General features: G+C 61.9%; 23 protein-coding genes and 1 other RNA gene. 16 read left to right on the forward strand and 8 right to left on the reverse strand.

Annotation, left to right across the window (positions count from 1 at the left end):
• Window positions 1-124: 124 nt before the first annotated feature.
• Genes ACR3FF_RS16120 through ACR3FF_RS16130 form a run of 3 tightly spaced genes read right to left on the reverse strand, consistent with a single transcriptional unit; the run spans window position 125 to window position 2,336 of the window.
• Window positions 125-934 (reverse strand): ABC transporter permease subunit, encoded by an 810-nt coding sequence (locus tag ACR3FF_RS16120; protein WP_458189116.1) that lies wholly within the window; start codon window positions 932-934, stop codon window positions 125-127.
• Complete coding sequence (locus tag ACR3FF_RS16125) at window positions 931-1,842, reverse strand: ABC transporter ATP-binding protein (protein WP_458189117.1); 912 nt, start codon at window positions 1,840-1,842, stop codon at window positions 931-933. The genes ACR3FF_RS16120 and ACR3FF_RS16125 overlap by 4 nt, the downstream gene beginning before the upstream one ends.
• A 59-nt stretch (window positions 1,843-1,901) precedes the next feature.
• Window positions 1,902-2,336 carry a universal stress protein gene (locus ACR3FF_RS16130; RefSeq protein ID WP_458189118.1) on the reverse strand — a complete coding sequence of 145 codons (435 nt, stop codon included), beginning with the start codon at window positions 2,334-2,336 and terminating at the stop codon, window positions 1,902-1,904.
• A 298-nt stretch (window positions 2,337-2,634) separates the two neighbouring features.
• On the opposite strand from ACR3FF_RS16130, the gene ACR3FF_RS16135 reads away from it, so the two are divergent.
• Window positions 2,635-3,090 carry a universal stress protein gene (locus ACR3FF_RS16135; protein ID WP_458189119.1) on the forward strand — a complete coding sequence of 152 codons (456 nt, stop codon included), beginning with the start codon at window positions 2,635-2,637 and terminating at the stop codon, window positions 3,088-3,090.
• 62 nt (window positions 3,091-3,152) lie between these two features.
• Window positions 3,153-3,692: a DUF7529 family protein gene (locus ACR3FF_RS16140; RefSeq protein WP_458189120.1), complete on the forward strand. Its 540-nt coding sequence runs from the start codon at window positions 3,153-3,155 to the stop codon at window positions 3,690-3,692.
• Here ACR3FF_RS16140 and ACR3FF_RS16145 read toward each other — a convergent pair whose 3' ends face one another.
• Complete coding sequence (locus ACR3FF_RS16145) at window positions 3,693-4,496, reverse strand: DUF5806 family protein (RefSeq protein WP_458189121.1); 804 nt, start codon at window positions 4,494-4,496, stop codon at window positions 3,693-3,695.
• Between the two features lie 77 nt (window positions 4,497-4,573).
• Between ACR3FF_RS16145 and ACR3FF_RS16150 the strand changes: the two genes are divergently transcribed.
• The 10 genes from ACR3FF_RS16150 (at window position 4,574) to ACR3FF_RS16195 (ending at window position 14,627) form a co-directional block, all read left to right on the forward strand.
• Window positions 4,574-4,942 carry a universal stress protein gene (locus tag ACR3FF_RS16150; RefSeq protein WP_458189122.1) on the forward strand — a complete coding sequence of 123 codons (369 nt, stop codon included), beginning with the start codon at window positions 4,574-4,576 and terminating at the stop codon, window positions 4,940-4,942.
• Entirely contained in the window at window positions 4,939-5,466 is a 528-nt protein-coding gene (locus tag ACR3FF_RS16155) for a GNAT family N-acetyltransferase (RefSeq protein WP_458189123.1), read from the forward strand. Before ACR3FF_RS16150 ends, ACR3FF_RS16155 begins: the two co-directional genes overlap by 4 nt.
• An 84-nt stretch (window positions 5,467-5,550) precedes the next feature.
• Window positions 5,551-8,205 (forward strand): ABC transporter ATP-binding protein, encoded by a 2,655-nt coding sequence (locus tag ACR3FF_RS16160; protein ID WP_458189124.1) that lies wholly within the window; start codon window positions 5,551-5,553, stop codon window positions 8,203-8,205.
• 131 nt (window positions 8,206-8,336) lie between these two features.
• Complete coding sequence (locus ACR3FF_RS16165; RefSeq protein ID WP_458189125.1) at window positions 8,337-10,004, forward strand: ABC transporter substrate-binding protein; 1,668 nt, start codon at window positions 8,337-8,339, stop codon at window positions 10,002-10,004.
• Between the two features lie 148 nt (window positions 10,005-10,152).
• Complete coding sequence (locus tag ACR3FF_RS16170; RefSeq protein WP_458189126.1) at window positions 10,153-11,823, forward strand: ABC transporter substrate-binding protein; 1,671 nt, start codon at window positions 10,153-10,155, stop codon at window positions 11,821-11,823.
• A 38-nt stretch (window positions 11,824-11,861) separates the two neighbouring features.
• The gene (locus tag ACR3FF_RS16175; RefSeq protein ID WP_458189127.1) at window positions 11,862-12,875 is read left to right on the forward strand and encodes an ABC transporter permease; all 1,014 of its coding nucleotides are present in this window, start codon (window positions 11,862-11,864) and stop codon (window positions 12,873-12,875) included.
• Entirely contained in the window at window positions 12,872-13,798 is a 927-nt protein-coding gene (locus ACR3FF_RS16180) for an ABC transporter permease (RefSeq protein WP_458189128.1), read from the forward strand. The genes ACR3FF_RS16175 and ACR3FF_RS16180 overlap by 4 nt, the downstream gene beginning before the upstream one ends.
• Window positions 13,798-14,154 (forward strand): DUF7268 family protein, encoded by a 357-nt coding sequence (locus tag ACR3FF_RS16185; protein WP_458189129.1) that lies wholly within the window; start codon window positions 13,798-13,800, stop codon window positions 14,152-14,154. Before ACR3FF_RS16180 ends, ACR3FF_RS16185 begins: the two co-directional genes overlap by 1 nt.
• A gap of 40 nt (window positions 14,155-14,194) precedes the next feature.
• Window positions 14,195-14,413, forward strand: coding sequence for a DUF6199 family natural product biosynthesis protein (locus ACR3FF_RS16190; RefSeq protein WP_458189130.1), 219 nt, complete (start codon window positions 14,195-14,197; stop codon window positions 14,411-14,413).
• 82 nt (window positions 14,414-14,495) lie between these two features.
• The gene (locus ACR3FF_RS16195) at window positions 14,496-14,627 is read left to right on the forward strand and encodes a hypothetical protein (RefSeq protein WP_458189131.1); all 132 of its coding nucleotides are present in this window, start codon (window positions 14,496-14,498) and stop codon (window positions 14,625-14,627) included.
• Between the two features lie 41 nt (window positions 14,628-14,668).
• Here ACR3FF_RS16195 and ACR3FF_RS16200 read toward each other — a convergent pair whose 3' ends face one another.
• Together ACR3FF_RS16200 and ACR3FF_RS16205 are read right to left on the reverse strand one after the other, a co-directional pair.
• Entirely contained in the window at window positions 14,669-15,940 is a 1,272-nt protein-coding gene (locus ACR3FF_RS16200) for a dihydroorotase (protein WP_458189132.1), read from the reverse strand.
• A 25-nt stretch (window positions 15,941-15,965) separates the two neighbouring features.
• Window positions 15,966-16,730 carry a lipoyl protein ligase domain-containing protein gene (locus ACR3FF_RS16205; protein ID WP_458189133.1) on the reverse strand — a complete coding sequence of 255 codons (765 nt, stop codon included), beginning with the start codon at window positions 16,728-16,730 and terminating at the stop codon, window positions 15,966-15,968.
• Between the two features lie 53 nt (window positions 16,731-16,783).
• On the opposite strand from ACR3FF_RS16205, the gene ACR3FF_RS16210 reads away from it, so the two are divergent.
• Window positions 16,784-17,680 (forward strand): DUF8155 domain-containing protein, encoded by an 897-nt coding sequence (locus ACR3FF_RS16210; RefSeq protein ID WP_458189134.1) that lies wholly within the window; start codon window positions 16,784-16,786, stop codon window positions 17,678-17,680.
• 208 nt (window positions 17,681-17,888) lie between these two features.
• Here the strand turns inward: ACR3FF_RS16210 and ACR3FF_RS16215 are convergent, their stop codons facing one another.
• A complete protein-coding gene (locus ACR3FF_RS16215; protein ID WP_458189135.1) occupies window positions 17,889-18,461 on the reverse strand; it encodes a cysteine hydrolase family protein in 573 nt (190 codons plus the stop codon).
• Between the two features lie 120 nt (window positions 18,462-18,581).
• Between ACR3FF_RS16215 and ACR3FF_RS16220 the strand changes: the two genes are divergently transcribed.
• The gene (locus tag ACR3FF_RS16220) at window positions 18,582-20,096 is read left to right on the forward strand and encodes an Hvo_1808 family surface protein (RefSeq protein ID WP_458189136.1); all 1,515 of its coding nucleotides are present in this window, start codon (window positions 18,582-18,584) and stop codon (window positions 20,094-20,096) included.
• Between the two features lie 92 nt (window positions 20,097-20,188).
• Window positions 20,189-21,334: a nicotinate phosphoribosyltransferase gene (locus ACR3FF_RS16225; protein ID WP_458189137.1), complete on the forward strand. Its 1,146-nt coding sequence runs from the start codon at window positions 20,189-20,191 to the stop codon at window positions 21,332-21,334.
• On the opposite strand, the gene ACR3FF_RS16230 is transcribed toward ACR3FF_RS16225, so the two are convergent.
• Window positions 21,331-21,933, reverse strand: coding sequence for a TIGR00296 family protein (locus ACR3FF_RS16230; protein ID WP_458189138.1), 603 nt, complete (start codon window positions 21,931-21,933; stop codon window positions 21,331-21,333). The genes ACR3FF_RS16225 and ACR3FF_RS16230 overlap by 4 nt on opposite strands.
• Before the next feature lie 115 nt (window positions 21,934-22,048).
• Here ACR3FF_RS16230 and rnpB point away from each other — a divergent pair.
• Window positions 22,049-22,385, forward strand: an RNA gene (rnpB, locus tag ACR3FF_RS16235) — RNase P RNA component.
• The last annotated feature ends 218 nt before the right edge of the window (window positions 22,386-22,603 follow it).

Here is a 22,603-nt window from a genome sequence, read left to right on the forward strand (position 1 = left end):
GTTCCATCGAATCGACAGTGAAGGATACGCACGAAACGCACCTAAGACTGCACCGTGCAGTGAAAGTGAACAAAGACGGCGATTCATCCACGCCCTCAAGGGCGTGGTATTCTCGCCTGTAATTCTATAAATCGACGCTACTGAACCGGCGATAGCCGAGCGCCACGGGGACGACCGCCCAGCAGACGAGAACGCCGACGGCGAACCACCCGGTGTAGTAGAACGCATCGCCCGATGGCATCCAGGTTCCGCCGGACTCCAACAGGGCGTTCGTCGTGGCCTGATACGCTTTCACGGGACTGAGCCTGTCGAGGAAGATGGCCCACTCTGGCTGTGGCCCTCGCGGCATCGAGAATCCGTTGAACACGTACCGGAGCAGACTCGGGATGGCTGACCACCCCGCGAGCGTCAGGACGAAAAAGACGACGCTCCCGACCAGTGCCCGGTTTTTCGTCTTCGACGCGGCAGAGATACCGACGCCGGTTCCGGCGTAGGCCGCCCCGAGGAGGCTTACGAGTACGAGGTAGACCGCGAAATCGGCCGGTCGAATCGACCCACCGAACGCGAGGAAGACGAGTGCCGCGACCAGAATGCCGGCCAGCGTCGCCACGTTGACGAGTACCACACGTCCGACCGCCATCCCCGACACCACGTCTCGTCGGGTGCAGGGCAGACCGAGGAGGAGCTTCAGACTCCCTAGTTCGCGCTCTCCGGCGACCGCGTCGTAGCTCACCAGCAGTGCGACCAGGGGAACGAGAAAGAGCACGAACCCCAACCCGTCGAAGAAGTTCACGGTGGCGCTGTCGACGACGGTAGTGACCTGGAAGTAGGTTGGCACGCCGAAAAAGAGGGCGAAGAAGACGACGAGCGTTCCGAGCGTCCACTTCCGGTAGGAATCGAGCAGGTCTTTTTTCGCTATCACGCGCCAGTTCATGCCGGGACCTCCGACGTGTAGGTGGCGAACAGTTCCTCTAGCGACGTCTCGCTGGTCTCGAAGTCTTCGATGGTCGCGCCTGCCTGCTCGACGGCGTCCAGTGCGGCCTTCTTCGACTCGTCGGAACACGCGATGGTGAGCGTCGAGTCGCCCACGGAGGCGTAGGCGACGCCCCTGACCGACTGCACGCGCTCGACGACGCCGGTGGGAACGCGGTCTACTCGAACTGTCAGCGTCGCCCCGACTCCGGCGGTCTCCCGGAGGCCGTCGATGGAATCGACGGCGACCAGTTCGCCGTCATCGAGGATGCCGACGCGGTCACAGACTGCTTCGACCTGCTCTAAGATGTGACTCGAGAAGAAGACGGTCGTCCCGCGGTCGCGTTCCTGGCGGATGATTTCGCGCATCGCCAGCGCACCGTTCGGGTCGAGACCGGTCGTCGGTTCGTCCAGGACGAGCAGGTCGGGGTCGCCGACGAGCGCCATCCCGAGGACGAGACGCTGGCGCATCCCCTTCGAGAAGCCTTCGACGCGCCGGTCTGCCGCGTCGAGGATACCGACGCGATGGAGGAGTTCGGCTGGGTCCTCGTCCACACCACGCGCTTCGGCGACGAACGCGAGGTGTCGGCGGGCGGTCAGGTGGTCGTACGCGTGGTAGGCGTCGGGGAGGACGCCGACACGCTCGTGGACGGTGCGGGTCTCGCGCTGGGCGTCGTGGCCGAAGACGCGGGCCGTCCCGGTCGTCGGCCGAACGTAATCGAGGAGGACATCGATGGTCGTGGATTTTCCAGCGCCGTTCGGCCCGAGAAAGCCGAATACCTCGCCTTTTTCGACCTGAAACGAGAGGTTTCGGAGGGCGACGACGCTCCCGAATCGTTTGCTCACGCCGTCCAATTCGATGGCGGTCATGCGACGAACGTCACAGCGTGTCGATATACGCTTTCTTACTCGCGCGCGATGCCGTTTTTTTACACCTCGTCGTCGTCGAGTTGTCGCACCGTCAGCACGGGTGTCGGGCAGGTGCGAACCACGCGCTCTGCGACGCTTCCGATGAGAAATCGGTTCTCGCCATGGCGGCCCCGGGTGCCGGTAGCGACCACGTCCGCGTCGTGTTCGCGGGCGTACTCTCGAATCTCGGCGGCAGGGTCACCCTCGCGGATGTCGGTGACGAGGTCGCGGTCGGCGTGTTCGCGTACTGCCTCGAGTGCTCTCTCGCCCTGTGATTCGAGCGCAGTGTGCAGTTCGTTTCTGAGCTTCCGGGGCGAGGATTCGACCTCACCGGTGTCCACGACGTAGAGGGCGTGCACTTCGGCGTCGAACCGGCGCGCAAGGTCGAGAGAGACGGTGACCCCGCGCGTGACGCTCTCGGAGCCATCGGTGGCGATGACGATGGTATCTAGCATCGTTCGTTCCTTCGCGCGCCATCGTTCTTAAAGTCTAAGGGCTATATTGCATCTATCCAAACTGCTAAGTACTGTGGTAGTTGTTATCAAGATGCCCGACGGGGCAAGGTTGCACCCAGACCGCAATCCACCCGATTGCGGTTTGTTTGGAAGCTGTCGTGTCCTTCTACGTCGTGGTTTCATCACCGATGAAATCATCGGACGGCTCGGACCTCGGTCGCTGTGTCGACCAGTGCTATCGCACACGGTCCCGTCTACGGGAGAAGGTTTTTTGCTCACCTGCGCCACACCCACGCATATGACAGCGTCGCCAGTCGATGTGAATACGGTGCTCGTTCCGGTGGACGGGAGCGACGAATCGGTTCGGGCTATCGAGTACGCGGTCGCCATCGCCGAACGGTACGGGGCTGACGTGCACGCACTCTACGTCTTCGGTGAAGAGATGTCCCGAGCCATCGAGACTGGGACCGTCGAGGAAGAAGACGTCGTCGTGGACACCGAATCGTTCATCGAGAGCGCCCGCGACGTCGCCGACGAATCGGGCGTCGAACTGCGCAATTCGATTGCGTACGGTTTTTCGACCCACCGAAAGCTTCAGCATCCCGGCAGTGCCGTCCTCGACTGCGCGGACGAAATCGCCGCCGACTTCATCGTCATCCCGAGAGAACCGCTCTCCGGCGAACCCGGCGAGGTGCTAGAGAAGGCGGCGGAGTACGTCCTGTTGTACGCGAGCCAGCCCGTTCTCTCCGTGTAATCCCGTCTTGTTTCGAATCTGATGACACAACGCTTTTACCGGAAAAGGCCGCCTGTCGGTGTATGGACGGGACGACGCCGAACGCCACGGCACACCAGCGAGCGATGCCGTTCTGGGAGGACGTGCTCTCCGACATGGAAGCGACCGCGGCGGAGTACGAAGAGGCGGGGTGGGAGACGATTCAACTGCATCCGGGCGACGTGACTCCCCTCTGGAACGACGAAGACGACCGGTTCGGTCTCGACGTGCTCGTACCGGACAACGAGTTCGAAGACGTCGAAGCACTGCTGGACGACGGCATCGAGTTCGACGCCTTCGAAGCGTATCGGGCACAGGGGGACAGCCTCGTCTTCCTCGTCGTCGTCATGGAAGACCACGACACCGAGACGGCGGTCTGTTACCCGGCGTACTACGACGTTCGCGGTGCCGAAGAGATGCTGGCGGACGCGATGGACGCAGGGGCGATGCACACGTACGTCAGAACGCTGTCCGAAGACCGCATCCAGTTCACTCACGACGACCCGACGGTGTTTCAGCCGCCGGAACCTGAGGACGAAGAGACCGTCGAGACGGGCGAGACCCCGGCCGACACGGAAGAGTAGCTACGATTCGTCGCCGATTTCGCGCCCGCAGTGTGGACACTCCACCTCGTCGTGGCGCAATTGTTCGCTCGACTCGCGCACCTCGCGCATGACGTTCGAGATTCGGTCTTCTGCGGCGAGTTCTTCGTCGACCGAGAGGTCGACACCTTCGACTTCGAGCAGGAACTTGGCCACTTCGGTCACTTCGTACATCACGTCGTCCAGTTCCTCGGCGGTGAAGAACCCGGACATCGCGCCGTAGAGGAAGGTCGCGCCCGCTTTTCGGACCTTCTCTTCGAACGCCGACCGCGCCTGGTTGACCGCCTGTGGCGTGTAGGTGTCGGTCATGAACGGGACGAGATAGGGGAGGTTGCTCCCGATTTTCGTCATCTCGACCCCCGTCTCAGTTCGGAAGTCGGCACAGAGGCGGGCTATCGCCCACTCGCGGGCGGTGATGTACGTTCGGTCGCGCAGGAACTCGTTGACGCGCTCGTACTGTGCGCCGTCCATCTTCTTGAAGCGCGCGTACTTTTGCACGTCCGGCGGAATCTCGGGGGCGGTCTCGGACTGTGTCGGCTCGGAAGCGTCCGGCGTGCCCTCGGGAGCGTCCGCCGACGGACTGGCGGTGTCCGATTCGATCTCGCGTGCCTCGGCCTTCGAATCGGGGCCGTTCGGGCCACGTTCCGGGTCCGGCGACGTGTCGTCGACGTTCGGTGTGTCGTCTGGGTTCGGTGTCTCGGTGTCGGTGGCGTCGTCCGACGAGGCGTCGGGTGCGTCTCGCGTGTCCTCCGAATCGGGTTCAGGCGGGGAGGGGTCGTTCGACATAACCCGTCGTTACCGATCGGGGTGCAAAAGCGTATCGCACCCAACCGTTTTTCCCATCCCGCGGAAATAGGGGTGATATGAACGTACTGCTGGGAATCGGCGGGAGCGACGACTCCCTCACCGCACTCGAACAGACTGTCTCTCGCGCGCTCGCCGCTGACGACGACCTGACGGTCGCTATCCTCGACAATCCGGAGAGCGACCGGACGAAAGACGAAATCGGCGAACGAGTAGAAGCCGTGCTGGCGGACGCGAACCTCGACGCGACCGTCCGGGACGTCTCCGGCGACCCGGGCAGCAGACTCCTCGACATCGCCGAGAGCGAGGGCTTCGACCAGATCGTCCTCGGCGGCGGTCAGCGCAGTCCGATGGGGAAGATTCGACTCGGCCACATCGCCGAGTTCGTCCTGTTGAACTCGCACGTCACGGTGAAACTGGTACGATGAACGACGATCAAAGCTTCCCGGACGAACCGGCGGGACCGTTTCCGGAACCGCCACTCTCGTTCACCGACCGCGACGACCGCGCCATCGAAATCCGCCCGTTCGAGGCGGACGACGTGGAAGCACTCGTCTCGATGTACGTCGATTTCGACCCCGCCGACCGCGCACAGGGGATTCCCCCGGCGACGGAACCGCGAGTCCGTGACTGGGTGGACACCCTGACCGAAGAGGACACACTGAACGTCGTCGCGTGGCACGACGACCGAGTTGCGGGCCACGCGACGCTCGTTCCGGACAGTGACAGCGCGTACGAACTCGCTATTTTCGTCCACCAGGACTACCAGCGCGCCGGAATCGGCTCACACCTCATCCGGGCCCTGCTGGGGCACGGTCGGGAGGCGGGCATAGAGAAGGTGTGGCTCACGGTCGAACGCTGGAACCGTGCCGCCGTGAACCTCTATCGGAACGTCGGCTTCGAAACTGCCGACGCGGAGAGCTTCGAACTGGAGATGGTGCTGCGGTTGTGAGTGCTCGTCACCGTGAGTTTCCGTGCCGTGTGCTACACCTAATCGAACGATTTTTGCTCCCTCGCGGAGGACTACCGCGTAATCGTGACCGATTTACTGTCCATCTCGAATCTCAAAACCCAGTTCCACACCGAACGGGGAACGGTCAAAGCGGTGGACGACTTCGACTTGAATATCCGCGAGGGTGAGACGGTCGGACTCGTCGGCGAATCGGGGTCGGGAAAGAGTGTCACCGCGCTCTCGGCGATGCAACTCATCGACGAACCGGGCGAAGTCGCGGGCGGTGACATTCGATTTCAAGATATCGAAACCGTCATCGGATTCGCTCAGAAGTATCCTAAGCAAATCCAAACTGACGAGAACAGTGGTTTCATCGTCCTCGAAAAAGCGCGACTCGACCGAATACCGGCCGGTGCGGACGACGGTCTGACAATCGTCGACGATGGAACTCCCATCGAAGACGACGAAGATGTCGTGACCGAGACGGAGTTTGCTCGTCGATTCGCCCACGACGACCCCGACAGTATCGTCTGGGAAGACGACGAAGACGGGTTCATCCACGTTGAGGCTGGCTACGTCGACATCATGGCCGCACCGGAGTCCGTCATGCGGGACATCCGGGGCGGCGAGATGGGGATGATTTTCCAGGACCCGATGACCTCGCTCAATCCCGCGCTCACGGTGGGCGAGCAGGTCGCGGAGAGCCTGCGCCTCCACCAGTACGGCGGCAAGCGGAAGGACAACTGGTGGAACGCGGTTCGTGAAATCGCGCCGAAACTCGGCGGCGGCGACATGGACGAGGAACTCCTCCAAGACACCATCGACATCTTGGAAGAGGTCGGCATCTCGGAACCGGAATCCCGCGTTGAGGAGTATCCCCACGAGTTCTCCGGCGGGATGCGCCAGCGCGTGCTCATCGCAATCGCGCTGGCCTGCCGCCCGAAACTGCTCATCGCGGACGAACCGACGACGGCGCTCGACGTGACGATTCAGGCCCAGATTCTCGACCTCATCAACGACTTGCAAGAGGAGATGGGGATGTCGGTCTTCATGATTACGCACGACCTCGGCGTCGTCGCCGAAACCTGCGACCGGGTCGCCGTGATGTACGCGGGCGACCTCGTGGAGGTCGGTCCGGTGGACGAGATTTTCCACAATCCGAGCCACCCCTACACCTACGCGCTGCTCGAATCCATCCCGCGCGAGGACAAAGAGCGCCTGACGCCCATCAAGGGGAACGTCCCCGACCTCATCGACATGCCCGAGGGGTGCCATTTCGCATCGCGGTGTCCGTGGGCACAACCGGAGTGTACGGAAGGGGAGATTCCGAACCTCCAGCACGGCCCCGAGGACGTCGACCACCGGGCGAAATGTATCCTCGAAGATTTCGACGAGAGCGAGTACATCGAAGAGTACGAAAGCGTCACGACCGACACGCACGACATCGGCGAGACGCTGGTGAGCGTCGACTCGCTCAAAAAGCACTACTCGCGTGCGGACGACCTCCTCGACAAGTGGCTCTCGGACGGGGACGACAGCGTGAAAGCCGTCGACGGCATCTCGTTCGACATCTACGAGGGCGAGACGCTCGGTCTGGTCGGTGAATCCGGGTGTGGAAAATCGACCGCCGGTCGGTCGCTTCTCCGACTCGAACAACTCACCGACGGGCGAGTCGTCTTCGCCGGAACCGACCTCGGTGGCCTCGACGACGACGAGCTTCGGGAGAAACGCAAGGACATACAGATGATCTTCCAGGACCCGCTGTCCAGTCTCGACCCCCGGATGACGGTCGGACAGATAATCACCGAGCCCCTGAAAATCCACGGACTCTCGAAGGGGAACCGACGCGAGCGGGTCACGGAACTGATGGAGGCGGTGGGTCTCGAACCCGGCCAGCGCGACCGCTATCCCCACGAGATTTCGGGCGGACAGCGCCAGCGCGTCGGTATCGCCCGCGCACTGGCGGTCGACCCAGATTTCATCGTCGCGGACGAACCCGTGTCGGCGCTGGACGTCTCCGTGCAGGCACAGATAATCAACCTCCTCGAAGACTTACAGGACGAGTTCGGCCTGACGTTCCTGTTCATCGCCCACGACCTCTCGGTGGTGCGTCACATCTCCGACCGCATCGCGGTGATGTACCTCGGGGAAATCGTGGAGGTGGCAGACACAGACGAACTGTTCGCCGACCCGAAACACCCCTACACGCAGGCACTACTCTCGGCGATTCCGGAACCCGACCCACGGGTCGACACCGACGACCGCATCATCCTCGAAGGCGACGTTCCGTCGCCCATCGACCCGCCGAGTGGCTGTCACTTCCGCACCCGCTGTCCGGAGATTATTCCGCCGGAGGGGATGGACATCGACCAGCGTGCCTACCGCGAAGTGATGGACTACCGCGAGCGAGTCGAAGACCGGGCCATCAACCTCGAATCGGTGCGCGAGGCGGCTACGGCAGGCGACGCGCCGGTACGGGAGGCAACCGTCGCAGACGGTGGAACACCGCCCACCGACGCGTTCCACGCCGTCCTCTGGGACCGCCTGTTCGAGACGGATCCGACCGGGGAACCCCGCGCTATCGTCACCAGGTCGTTCGACCACCTCGCGGACGGCGACTGGGAGGGTGCCGAGTCGCTCCTCCGCGACCACTTCACGAGCGTCTGTGAGCGCAAAGACCCCGTTCTGCAGGAGACGGCTCATCCGTCGGCCTGTCACCTCTACGACCAGCCGGAATAATTCCCTCTGCGAACTGTTATCTCTTCTCGGCGGACAGACTGGTCCTGATAGGTTCGAGCGTTGAACCAAATTCACGATACGGCGGTTCCGTCCGGCAGTATTATCACTATTATCGTTGACGTTTTCGGACGATGTCAGAAAACGACACGACCGTTTCGAGACGAACGTTTCTAAGGGCGGCAGGCGGGGCGGCCGCCGCCGCGACCATCGCCGACCCGGTATCGGGGGTGGGGTCGGACACGGCACAGCAGAACCAGCAGGGTGGTTTGCTCACTTATGCCCGTGGGAACGACTCAGGAACCCTCGACCCACAGAACACGACCAGCGGGGAGGACGTGAAGGTCACGAACCAGGTGTACGATACGCTCATCGCGTTCAAACCGGGGGAAACGTCGCTCACGCAGGGACTGGCGACCGAGTGGAATCTGGAGGGAACGACGACGACGCTCACGCTCCGTGAAGGGATACAGTTTCACAACGGCGACCAGTTCACCGCGGACGACTTCATCGCCACGTATCGACGGTTCACCGACTCGAACTACCAGTACTATCCCGGAGACGATTACGTCTCCTCGTACGGGCCGTTCACGCTCGGCAACTGGGTGAAAAACGCCAGCAAGGACGGTGATTTCAACCTCACTATCGAGCTACAACAGCGGTACGCACCGTTCCTGCGCAATCTCGCGATGTTCGCATCAAGCGTGCTCTCCCAGCAGGCCATCCAGAACCTCGGCCAGGAGCTGTCGAACCGACCGATTGGCACCGGTCCGTTCCAGTTCGAGAACTGGGACAAGGGGAACCAGCGCATCCGCCTCTCTGCGAACGGGAATTACTGGGGTGAGGGACCACAGGTGAACGAAGTCCTGTTCACGGCTATCGGGTCGAACTCGACGCGCGCACAGACGCTTGACGCTGGCGACGCCGACATCATCGACGGACTCGGTGCGCAGTCGTCGCAGATCGTCAGCCAGTCGAACAACGCCGAACTTCTCGAAAAGGAGGGAATCAACGTCGGGTACATGGCGTTCAACATGGCGAAGGTGGAGGCGTTCCGCGACCGACGAGTACGCCGGGCTATCAGCCTCGCCATCAACACGAAAGCCATCGTGGATACGATATTCAAAGGCATCGCGAAGCAGGCGAGCCAGCCGATTCCGTCGAACGTGCTGGGCTACAACGACAACCTGGAACCGTATCCGTACAACCCGGATCGCGCACGGCAACTACTGAACGAGGCCGGTGTCAGTGACGGGTTCTCGTTCGAGTTAGCGACGTTCAAGAACCCGCGCGCCTACAACCCGAGTCCGATTCAGGCGGCACAGGTGGTCAAATCCAACCTGAACGAGGTCGGCATCGACGTAACCATCAACCAGATGTCGTTCAATCCGTTCCTCGATTACACCGACCAGGGGAATCACGACGCGTGTTTCCTCGGCTGGATGACGGACAACGCCGACCCGGACAACTTCTACTATGCCCTGTTGCACCCCGGTATCTCACAGGACGACGTGCCCCAGGGGCAAGACTGGGTGAGTTTCGACACGGACGGGTTCAATACGCTCGACGTGGCGGCGTGGGCGAATCGGGACTTCATGCAACTCGTCGAGGAGGCCCAGTCGACGTATAACGAACAGCAGCGGGCGAACCTCTACCGACAGGCCGGAAAACTCGCCCGTGACGAAGCACCGTGGGTGTTCATGGACCACGCACAGGAGTTGCGTGGAGTGAGTAACAACGTCAACGGCTTCGTGGTCGAACTCATCTCGGGGCCATTCCTCAATCTTGTATCATTAGAATAACAACAGGTTTCTCCCGTACTCTCTCAGTTTTCATTCTCCTTTTAGATAATAAATCGGCCCCCGACGACTATGTGAGCCTTCGTTTCGTTTGTACTCTGTTTAATATCGGTTCGGTATGTTTATATACAACATGTGACCACACTGTCGTATGGCGTCACGCGACAAGGTAACAGACAGACGGAACTTTCTGAAAGCTGCTGGCGGTGCTGCCGCGGCGGCGACGGTTGCTGGTTGTATCGGTGGAGAGAGCGGCGGCGACGGCGACGGTGACGGCGACGGTGGCGGACAGCTCACGTACGCACGCGGGAGCAACTCCAAGACCCTCGACTTCCAGAACACGACCAGCGGTGAGGACGCGAAGGTGACGAACCAGATTTACGACACCCTCATCGCGTTCAAACCCGGCAAGACCTCCCTGACGGAGGGGCTCGCCACGAACTGGAACGTCAACGGCAAGACGGTCACGCTCGACCTCCGCAAGGACGTGAAGTTCCACAACGGCGAGACGTTCACCGCGTCGGACTTCGTCGCTACGTACCGTCGATTCGTGGACGAAGATTACGAACACTACCCCGGCAAAACGTACGCGTCCTCCTACGGTCCGTACACGCTCGGTGTCATCGACTCGATCAAAGCCGCGAGCAAGAACAAGCTGAAGATTACCCTGAGCAAGAAGTATGCACCCATCCTCCCGAACCTCGCCATGTTCGTCTCCGCGGTTCATTCGGAGAAGGCGATAAAGGAGAAGGGCAAGAAGCTCAAATCCGACCCGGTCGGCACTGGCCCATTCAAACTCGAAAAGTGGGACCGTGGCAACAACCAGGTCCGACTCGTCAAGAACGACGACTACTGGGGCGACGGTCCGCACGTGGACAAAGTCGTGTTCACGGTCGTCGGCGACAACATCTCTCGCGCACAGACGCTCGACGCGGGCGAGGCAGACATCATCGACGGTCTCGGCGCGCAGTCCTCACAGCAGGTCGAGAAGTCACAGAACGCGAAACTCGTCTCGGACGCCGGTATCAACGTCGGCTACATGGCGTTCAACATGTCGAAGGTCGAGGCGTTCCGGAAGAAGAAGGTTCGGCAGGCGATCAGCTACGCCATCGACACGAAGTCCATCGTGGACACCATCTACAAGGGCATCGCGAAGCAGGCGAGCCAGCCGATTCCGAGCAGCGTGATGGGCTACAACGACAGTCTGAGCCCGTACGAACACAACCCGGACAAGGCGAAACAGCTCCTGAAGGAGGCGGGCTACGAGAACGGCTTCTCGTTCGAACTGGCGACGTTCAAGAATCCGCGCACCTACAACCCGAGCCCGATTCAGGCGGCCAACACGGTCAAATCCAACCTGAACAAGGTCGGTATCAAGGTCACCATAAGTCAGCAGGCGTTCGACCCGTTCCTCGATTACACGGACTCGTACAAACACGACGCGTGTTTCCTCGGCTGGATGACGGACAATGCCGACCCGGACAACTTCTACTACGCACTGCTCCACCCCGGCGTCTCCCGTGACAAAGTGCCGGACGGACAGGACTGGGTCGACCCGAAAAAGCACGACAACATGAACACGCTCGACGCGGCGGCGTGGGCGAACACGGAGTACATGAAGCTCGTCGAGGACGCCCAGGCGACCTACGACGAGGCGACTCGCAAGGAGAAGTACAAGAAAGCGGGCAAGATTGCCCACGACGAAGCGCCGTGGATCTTCATGGACCACGCGAAAGACCTGCGCGGTGTTCGCAACGGAGTAAAGAACTTCAAACTCGCACCGATTAGCGGCCCGTTCCTGCGACTCGTGAAACTTAGCTAACGAGGCTTTTTTCACCCAGGGGGTTTCACCTTCGAGTGATGCTCTCTAAGCGGTTCGTTGTCAAACGACTGTTGTTACTCATCCCCGTGCTGTTCGGGGTGGCGACGTTCGTTTTCGCCATCCTCCAACTGGCACCGGGGGACCCTGCGCGCGTGGTCGCGGGCCAGCGTGCGTCGGAGGAGTTCGTTCGGCAAGTCCGTCACGAACTCGGACTAGACGACCCCATCTGGGTACAGTACGGCCGATTCTTGCTCGAAGCGGCACAGCTCCAGTTCGGAGAGTCTTACCAGATTCGGAAGGGCGTTCCGGTCACCGAGATTCTCGTCAACCGGCTTCCGGTGACCATCGAGATGGCGCTCTACGGCCAGTTCCTGGGCATTCTCTTCGGGATTCCGCTCGGGGTCATCTCGGCTATCAAGCAGGACTCCGCGACCGACCACCTCACCCGCGTCGGTGCGCTGACGGGTATCAGCGTTCCCATCTACTGGAGCGGTCCGTTGCTCATCCTGCTGTTCGCCCAGTACCTCAGCGTCCTGCCACCGAGCGGCCGTATCGACTCCGCGTACAGTATCAACGCGATAACGGGGCTCATCACGGTCGACACCCTGTTGCAAGGGAACCTCGCCGCGTTCGAGTCTGCGGCACTTCACTTGCTCTTGCCGTCGGCGGTCATCGGTATCTACTCGATGGCGCTCATCTCGCGGATGATGCGCTCGTCGATGCTGGAAGTCATCCGGCAAGATTACATCCGAACTGCCCGCGCGAAGGGGCAGGGCGCGAAGATAACCGTGATGAAACACGGCTTTCGGAACGCCATGATTCCGGTCGTCACCGTCATCGGCATCCAGTTCGGTACCCTCCTCGGTGGGGCCGTGCTGACCGAAACCGTCTTCGGCATCCCCGGTATCGGAACGATGCTCGTAGACGCCATCGAAGTCGGTGACTTCCCGGTCGTACAGGGCACCGTGTTGACCTTCGCGTTCCTGTTCACGGTCGTCAACCTGTTCGTGGACATCACGTACTCCTACCTTGACCCGAGGATTGACCAATGAGCACGCAAACAGAAACCAGCGAGACGGCCTCCCGCGGCTTCGTCGAACGCCTGCGGGCGTCGCCGTTTCTCTCCGAACTCCTGTCGAATCGTCTCGCAGTCACCGGACTGGTCATCATCGCATTCATGGTGGTGGTCGCCGTCTACGCTCGATTGACCATCGACCTGGGGGCTATCAAACAGACCCAACTCGGGACCCAACCGAGTCTCGCACGGCCGAGTGGCGAGTTCTTCTTCGGGACGAACCTGCAGGCACAGGACCTCTTCCCACGCGTTCTCTACGGCGCGTGGTACGCGATGTTGTTCGGGACGGTCACGGTCAGTGCGTCGACCTTCCTCGGCGTCGGCCTCGGCGTCGTCGCTGCGTACTACAGCGACATGACGGACAACGTCATCATGCGGACGATGGACGTGCTCCTCGCGTTCCCCGCACTCTTGCTGTCGCTTGCGCTGGTCGCCATCTTCCCGGACGAGTGGGGTCTCTGGCGTGCGGTCGCCGCGCTCACGCTCGTCTACACGCCGCGGTTCGCTCGCGTCGTCCGCGGTGCCGCGCTGAAGGTGCTCGAAGACGAGTACATCGACGCGACGGAGGCGCTCGGTGCGAAGGACCCCCGCGTCCTCGTTCGCCACGTCCTGCCGAACTGTCTCGCACCCATCACTGTCCAGAGCACGCTCAACTTCGGCCTCGCCATCATCGACCTCGCGGCGCTCTCATTCCTCGGATTCGGTGCGGAAGCCGGAACCCCATCGTGGGGACTGATGCTCTCGAACGGGGTCAAAAACGGCCTGTTCAGCGTGCCGAGCGCGTGGTGGTGGTCGTTCTTCCCCGGCCTGTTCCTCGCCGTGACGGTGCTCGGGTTCAACCTGCTCGGTGACGGGATGCGCGACGCGCTCGACCCACGGATGCGCGAGACCGTGGACTGATGGAACTCGCCGGCTACCTGGTCCCTCGCGTTCGATTGGTCTCGCGATTCGGACTCTACGGCGTCGCGCTCGGTGGCGTGGGTGTTCTGCTCGTCGTCGGCGCGGGCGAGACGGTGACGTTCGCCAGTCGAAAGGTGTTCGCCGTCGCGGCGCTCACGCTCGGTTTCGGCGTGCTCGGCTGGTCGGGGTCGGTTTTCGCGGGACAGGCCGTCGAGAACATGCAAGAGTACCTCGATTCGAACACCGGTTGGACGGAAGCGAACTCTCGACTCGCGATGACCGTCATCGCGAGTCTCGGCGCTGGTGGGATGGTCGGCGCGAGTGCGATGACGCTCGTCTTGCGTCTGGCATATTGAGCCGCAAGGGTTTTGACCATCAGTCACAGTGGGGAGTGGTATGGTCGTCTTCGAACCAGTACTCGTGGGGCTTCTCCTCGCCGGTCTCGGCATCGCGATAGTGACACGACCACGAGAAATATTCAGTATCCGACAATCAGTCGCCAGCGTTCCAGCGGCCGACCCCGGTGGGTTCGGCGTCGCACGCTTACAGGCTTACGGACTGCTCTGCGTGCTCGCAGGGGTCGTACTGGTGGTCGTTCCGTTGTTCCTTCCGTAAGCTCCGAAACACGTTCGGGCCTGCGACTCGTCTCTAGACACATGAGCGACTGTTCGTACTGCGGGTGTGACATCGACGATCATTGGCCCGTGTTCGTCGAAAAACGTATCGACGGGAACAGGCGACAGGCCAGTTCTGTAACTACGCCTGCCTGTCGGCGTACATCGAGGAGGAAGCGTTGACCACGGGTGCCTGCTGTCGGTTGGAGGTGTAACGCGAACCGACCCCGTAGGTCGGCGAGCGAAACGTTTCGGGCTACGCTCGCACGTTCTCACCGACGGGTTCGCCGAACGCCCCGTCCTCGAACACGACGTTCCCACGCACCATCGTCAACTCGGGGAAGACGCCCATCCAGCCTTCGAACGGCGTCCAGCCACACTTCGAGTGGAGATCGTCACCTCGAATCTCGCGTGTCTCGTCGGGGTCGACGAGCACGAGGTCGGCCATTCGCCCCTCTTCGATACGACCCTTTCGCGGCAGACCGAACACCTTCGAGGGGGTGCGGGCGGTGAGGTCCGCCACGCGGTCGTAGCTCAGGTTCCCCTTGCGCGCCTGCTCGAGCAGAAGTGGGAGCATCGTCTCGACACCGGGAACGCCGCTCGGTGCGTTCCAGATGTCCGCGTCTTTCTCCTCGCGGGTGTGCGGTGCGTGGTCGGTCGCTATCATATCGACCGTCCCGTTCGCCACGCGCGCGAACACCGCTTCCCGCCGCTTCTCGCTCCGGAGCGGCGGGTTCATCCGCCCGAACGTCCCGAGTTCTTCGAGGTCGGCACGCGAGAGGAACATGTGGTGGGGCGTCACCTCGCAGGTCGCGCCGACGTCGTGGGCCGCGTCGATTCCTTCGGGCGTGCTGGTGTGTGCGATGTGGAGTCTCGCGTCGAGTTCTTCGCCGATTTCACAGGCACGTTCGACGGCGTCGGCCTCGGCTTCCGCCGTGCGGAATGCACTCCACGCGTCGGCATCGTCGCGTGATTTCGCGTCCGGGTCGAAACGGTCAGCGTCCTCCGCGTGAACGGTCACGACGACGTATTCGTCGGTGGCGCGTTCGACCGCCTCACGGAAGAGTGGTTCTTCGATGCCCATCTCCCCTGTCGAGTCGGCGAGAAACACCTCGCCGAGTGCGAGGATGGGTCGGTCGAACAGTTCGTCGGGGTTCCAATCCGGTGTGACGCCACCGTTGATGCCGTAATCGACGTAGGAACCGGTTGCCAGTTCGGCTTTCACGTCGAACGACTCGCCATCGACCGTCGGTGGGTTCGTGTTCGGCTGGTCTACGACCGTCGTCACGCCACCCGCGGCGGCACTCTTGCTCCCCGTCTCCCACGTCTCCTTGTGCAGAAAGCCGGGTTGACGAAAGTGGACGTGGGCGTCGATTGCGCCCGGCAGGAGGAGTTTTCCCGTGGCGTCGATGACCTCACCGGATTCCGTGAGCGAAGCGCCGACTGCGGTGATTCTCCCCGCGTCGGTGTCGATGCGAACGTCGCGTCTGCTCCCATCGGCGAGCGTCGCGTTCCGAATCGTGAGCATATCCGCCAGTGTTTCGGGAACTGCCCTAAGTCTCCCGGTCGCCGACGTAATCGGTGTGGCCGTCCACGTCGATTCCGTCGATTTGCAGGTCTATCTCGCTCGCTTCATCCGATTTTTCGACCTGCTCGACCGTCGTCTCCGCGTCACCGATCAGCAACTCTTCGATGGTTTCGACCACGAGTTCGGGGTCCGCATCGCCGCCTGCTTTGGCGATACTGCCCACCGAATCCGGGTCGAACGGCACGTCGAGGGCGGCGTAAATCGGGTCGAGCACGCCCGCGATCTCGCCGTGGTCGTCCACGACGACGACACCGGAGACGAGTGCCGCACCGGACTGGACTCGCTGTGCGACACCTGCGAGTTTGCCGTTCCACTGGAGCGAGTAGTTGCCGGGGCAGAACGAACGGGGCGGCTCGCCGCGCTGGATGGGGACGCCGAGGCGCCAGAACGCTCGCTGAATCGTTTCGCTCGTCTCGGCGTATCGTTCTTCCATTCCGGTTCGCATATCTTCGAGCGGAACGGTGCGAGCGAAGGCGACCGTCGTCCCGGTGTAGGCGACTGCTCGCCCGCCGACGCTCCGCTCGACTGGTTCGAATCCACACGTTCGGGCGACCGATTTCGCTACCTCGAAGCTCTCGGAACGCACGTCTCGCCGCCCGAAGGCGACTTGCCGGTGTGGCGTCCAGACGCGAACCGCTGGTTTGCCGGTTTCAGCCGTCTCCGCGAGCATCGAAGCGGTGACCTCCCGGTCGTCGTCCCGTGTCTCGGCCCGACCACGGAGTACGCGCATAGCATCCTATAGAAACCCGATGTATGTAAACACTCGCGCTTCTGATTGAAGCTATGGTCGTGTTTCCGTCGGCGGTGCTCGCACGCTACCCCCGCTTCTCGCTCTACAACTCGCCGTACGTCGCCCACGACGAGGGATGTGCCATCGACCTCTATCCTGACACCGGCGGCGAGGATTCACGAACGAAACTCGCGCCGAGTCCCGTCGCTGGCGAAGTGGTCGCGGTGCGGTCGGTGTCTGCCCCGTCGAAACCGTACGCGGTCGCAGACGACCATCTCATCGTCGTCGATACCGGTGAATATCTCGCCCGGATGCTCCACGTCGACCCCGGCGTCGAACCCGGTGACAGAGTAGACGTCGGCGACTCGCTGGGTGAACTCGTTCGTTCGGGCTTTTTCGCGCCGTGGGTCGCAAACCACATCCACCTCGGGTTTCGGGAGCGCGACGCGAACCCCGTGCGCGCATCGGGGTCGCTTCCAATCGACATCGCAGTCGATATCGAACCGCTCTCGTGGGACGGGTCCGGTCGCGTGGTCGAGACTGTCGAAACCTTCGTCATGCTGGATTCGCCCGCTCACCCCGCACCGGGCGAACGATTCGTTGGCATCGCGGCCGACGACGGGCGGGTGCTGGACGGTGGTTTCCCACACTACCAGGGCGGTGGCGTGCTACGCGTGCCGGAATCACGAGCGCCGAGGCCGCGAGACGGCAGTGTCCTGAACGCGCGGAGCGAGTCGACGAATGGCGGCAGTCCCATCTCGCTCGGGGGTGTGCGAGTAGGGTGGGCCGACGGCCGGACCGTGACGTGGGACGACGTGGAGATTCTGGCGAACGGAACACCGATTACCGGTCTCTCGCTGTTCCTCGCGCGCGAACAGTTCGGCGCGAAATTGGTCTGTCCGGGCCACGATTTCGAAGTCGGTGACTCCATCTCGGTTTGCATCCACTGAGTCCGAAGTTTGGCTGACTACTGCGTGCGAATTCTGGGTTTCTCTATTCTCACATCGTGGCGACTCTGGCCCCGTTTTCGGGTATAAACTTTCGCCGAATCGAACCGTCTCGTCGTCGCGCCGAGAGACTCGATAGCGGCACGTCCGTCTCGGTCGCAGTCGTCTCTTGCCGACAGGGTAATGGGAGCACGCCGGAGAGGTCGTTTCGCTACTCGAAATCGATGTCGTCCAACGTCACGCCCTCGCCGAACAACCACGCGGCGTGCTCGACGGCGTACTCTCTGTGGTCGTCTTCGATGTACCCGACGGCGTCTTCGACGATGACGGGTTTGAAATCGCGTAGCCCGGCGCTTCCGGCGGTGTGGAGGACACAGACGTTCGCCAGCGTCCCGCAGATGAGCAGGTCGTGGATGCCGTGGGCGTCGAGGTAGCCTTCGAGGTCGGTCCGGTAGAAGGCGTCGTAGGTGTGTTTCGTCACGACGTGGTCGTTCTCGGTGACGTCCAGGTCGTCGACGATCTGTGCTTCCCACGAGCCTTCCACGACGTGTTCGCCCCAGCGGTCGAACTCGTCGTAGTAGTGGTTGTCCTCGAACTGCTCCGGCGGGTGGACGTCGCGCGTGAACACGACCGCCGCGCCCGCCTCGCGGGCGCGGGCGAGAAGACCGCGGATGGGGTCGATGACCGATTCGCTTTCGGGTGCGTAGAGACTCCCGTCCGGGTGACAGAAGCCGTTCTGCATGTCGACGACGACGACGGCGGTCGAGTCGGGGTCGAAGTTCATACGTGAGGGTTCGGCCGGTTCGGAGGAAACGGTTTCGAAGATTCGTTTCCTATCCTATGTGTCGTCTCCCGCCACTTTCAAGAGGTTTTTTACACAGTAGTCCTTGGTGTCTCCTACAGAATGCGAACGATAACCGTTGTCGCGGTTGCTCTGATGCTCGTGCTGGCGGGCTGTTCTCAGGCCCCAGGCTCGGATACGACGACGAGCGACCCCGACGGAACGCAGACGACGCAGGCCCCCGGGACATCTACCTCCCCGCCGACACAGCAGAAGGCGGTCCACCCACCGGACCCGAAATCGGACGTGCTCGGGTGGGAAGAGGGGTACTGGTTCAACGAGACGGTCAACGTCACGCGCGCAGACGGACTGAACGACTCCGAGATGGACGCCGTGGTCAGTCGGTCGATGGCCCGCGTCGAGAAGATTCGGCGACTGGAGTTCGACAAGAAGGTTCCGGTGAAGGTCATCTCGCGTGCCCAGTTCCGCGAGGAACAAGCGAACCAGTCGACGCCGCCGAAGCGACAACAGTTCGACAACGTCAAATTCGAGGCGCTAATGATGATCGACGAATCGACTGACTCCGTCGCCGTGCAGCGGAAAAACTCCGGGTCGTCGGTCGGCGGCTACTACAGTCCGAGAAAGCAGTCTATCGTCATCATCTCGAACAACGAGAGCGCGCCCAAGATGAACGAAATCACGCTTTCACAGGAACTGTTCCACGCGCTCCAGGACCAGAAGTTCGGCTTCGATTCGTACAAGCAGAACACCCGCGAGCGCCACAACGCCATCGACGGAGTCATCGAGGGTGACGGAAACTATCTCGATTATCTCTACGAGAAGCGGTGTAACAACCGGTGGAAAGGAACCTGTCTCATGCCGGACGACAGCGAGAACGGCGCTAGTGGCGGCGGCCTCGCCAACATCGGCCCCTATCTGGTAAAATACCAGCCGTACAGCGACGGCCCGCCGTTCGTGAAGAGTATCCGCGAGAAAGAGGGCTGGAAGGGCGTCAACGCCCTCTACGAGAATCCGCCTGCCAGCACCGAGCAAGTCATCCACCCCCAAAAGTATCCCGGCGACGAGCCCGCCCGGATTAGGGTTCGGGACAAGACCAGCAACGGTTGGACGCGCCTGAAGCCGGCGGGCCGACCGAACTTCGGCGAAGTCGGCGAGGCAGGTCTGTTCGCGATGTTCATGTACCCCTACTACGAGAGTCAGGGGAAAACACAGATCATCCCGGCACAGGAGTTCTTCCACACCAAAAAGGACGGCAAGGGGCTCAGGGAGTTCGACCCGCTGAACTATCGGAGTGCGCCGACCGATGGCTGGGACGATGACAAGATAGTCGTCTATACGAACGACAACACCGAGCAAAACGAGACGGGTTACGTGTTCAAGACGAAGTGGGACTCCAAGAAAGACGCCAAGGAGTTCGTCACGGCCTACGAGAAACTGCTCAAGTACCGCAAAGCCACGCAGGTCGACGGCCGGAAGAACACGTGGACGGTGCCGGACAGCACCAAGTTCGGCGACGCCTTCTACATCGAACAGAAGGGCAATACCGTCGTCATCGTGAACGCGCCGACCGTCTCCGACCTCTCGGACGTTCGGAACGGGTCTGCACCGACCGCGTAATTTCCGACGTCCTGGGCTATTACCTCCCGACGAACCGGTGCTTTTTCGCTCTCGTCCGAGTATCCTCCGCGTATGAACAACAGGTGGTTCGCGTGAGCGACCGATTCGACGTAGTTTCCGAGGCGGCTATCCGCGACGGAACCGCGACGGACGCCTACTTCCTCCGCACAGAGACGACACTCGAATCCGTAGGGAAGAACCCACGCGTCGTCGCCGAGGTGACTGCCGACCAGTTTCCGACCGGTGAGTTCGAACTGCTCTCGGGCGTGAAAGATGCGGCTCACCTCCTCGAAGGGCTTCCGGTCGACGTGGACGCGATGACCGAAGGCCGTCTGTTCGACGGCGGTCCCGTGCTCACTATCGAGGGGAACTACCTCGATTTCGCCCGGTACGAAACCTCGCTGCTCGGCTTCCTCTCGCACGCGTCGGGGATGGCGACGAACGCTCTCGAAGCGCGACTCGCCGCCCCGGAGTCAACCGTGTTGAGTTTCGGCGCGCGCCACGTCCATCCGACTATCGCTGCGGTCGTCGAACGCTCTGCACTCGTCGCGGGACTGGACGGCATCTCCCACGTCGCGGCGGGCGAACTGCTGGGGAAGGAGGCGAGCGGGACGATGCCCCACGCACTGCTCATCTGTTTCGGCAGTGGCAACCAGGAGCAAGCGTGGCAAGCGTTCGACGACGCGGTCGGCGAGGACGTCCCGAGAGTCGCGCTCTGTGACACCTTCTCCGACGAGAAAGACGAGGTGCTCCGCGCGACCACCGCACTCGGCGACGCCCTCGACAGCGTTCGTATCGACACCACGGGGTCGCGCCGCGGGAACTTCCGGCACATCCTGCGCGAATTACGCTGGGAACTCGACTCGCACGGCTTCGAGGACGTGGGTATCTTCGCCAGCGGCGGCCTCGGACCGGACGAACTGCATCGACTCCGTGACGTGGCCGACGGCTTCGGCGTCGGCAGTCACATCAGCAACGCCGACCCCGTGGATTTCGCACTCGACATCGTGGAAATCGACGGTAAACCGGTTTCGAAACGTGGTAAACTCTCGGGTAGAAAGCAGGTGTATCGCACGGCAGACGGCGGGCATCACGTCGGTCTCGCGAGACACGAGGCCGACGGTGAACCGCTCTTACAGCCGCTTCTCCGCGACGGCGAACTCGTGTACGAGTTCGCCGTCACTGCTGCAGCGCGGCGGGCACGCGACGACGCAGCGGCAGTCGGATTTCGGGATTAAATTCGTTCGATACTTCCTTCCGGTTCGCGCTCGCGGAACACCGGTCCTTCGACGAGAGTGACGAACACGTCGTCGTCCTCCCAGGCACCGTGGGGAAGTCCGGCCTTTCGACAGGTACGGTCGAGATACTCGAAGACACTCCAGTTGTGTTCGACCGGGAGGGTGGGATACATCCACGCCTGCTGTCCCCGGCCTTCGACGGCGACTCCGTGTCGGCCCAGCGCGATGTCGTTCGTCGGGTCGTCGGTCAGCATCGTGTTCTCGACGATGAACACGGAGATGTTGAGATTCGAAAGCTCGGCTGGTTCGACCTCCGACCCACAGGAGTCCCCGCTGGCGGCCTCGATGGCCGAGTCGACGATTGCGTGCCCTAATTGCTCGCTCGTTTCGTAGGCACCGGCCCACCCGCGCAGGCTTCCACGCCCGCGAGTAGACTCCAGTCGAACGAAGACGCCGGTTCGGGCGTAGAACGCCTCTCGCATACTCCCCGGCTGTTCGCGCTGTCCGTTGATTACGTACGATGTGACCGCCTCGCGTGCGAGTTCCACTGCGCGCGTGCCATCCTCGTAGGTAAAGGTTACTGCCTGAGCCTCAGACATAGTATGGATTATGCACAGAAGCGTCTTCAACGCTTCCCTTCAATCTGGCTGGCTTTAAGCCCCCATGACTGGACGGACCGAACGGCTTAAACGCGTCTGTGGGCTAGCTTACTCCGGCAGAGGGAGCCCGGTTCCCGCGGACGACGGTGCTGGCGACTGCCGGCATCTACGTGAGGAAAGTCCCCCCACCGTCCGGGCAGGCGACCGGACGCAAGTCCGGAGTGGGAGACCACTGGCTCTGGAACAGAAACGAAACCACTTCGCGTGACCGATGCGGTGTGCGAACCGACCCGCGAGGGAAGGGAGTTAACCCACCGAGGAATGACCGCGAAGAATGGATGGAACGGCGAATCCTTGCCGGTGCAAGTCCACGCCACAATGGTAGCCCGGAGACGGCGTGGACGCTCAGCCGAATGCCGGGTCGAACAGAAGGGGGCTTACTCCCCTCAGCCGCTTTTCAGATGCCGAACGCGAGAGCCAGTAACGCGACCACAGCGAGTAGTTCGAGAAGAACCACTGCCAGACCCGCGCCTGCTTTGATGTGCCTCATGCTGCCCATCGCTTCCATCGATGGCACACTCAATAAGTGAGAACGATGGTTCGCTATCGTTTCCGTTTTCAACGCCACATTAACCGATTGAACGGTTTGAATTGTTAAATACTTGACCAG

The organism is Haladaptatus ordinarius (assembly GCF_054177595.1).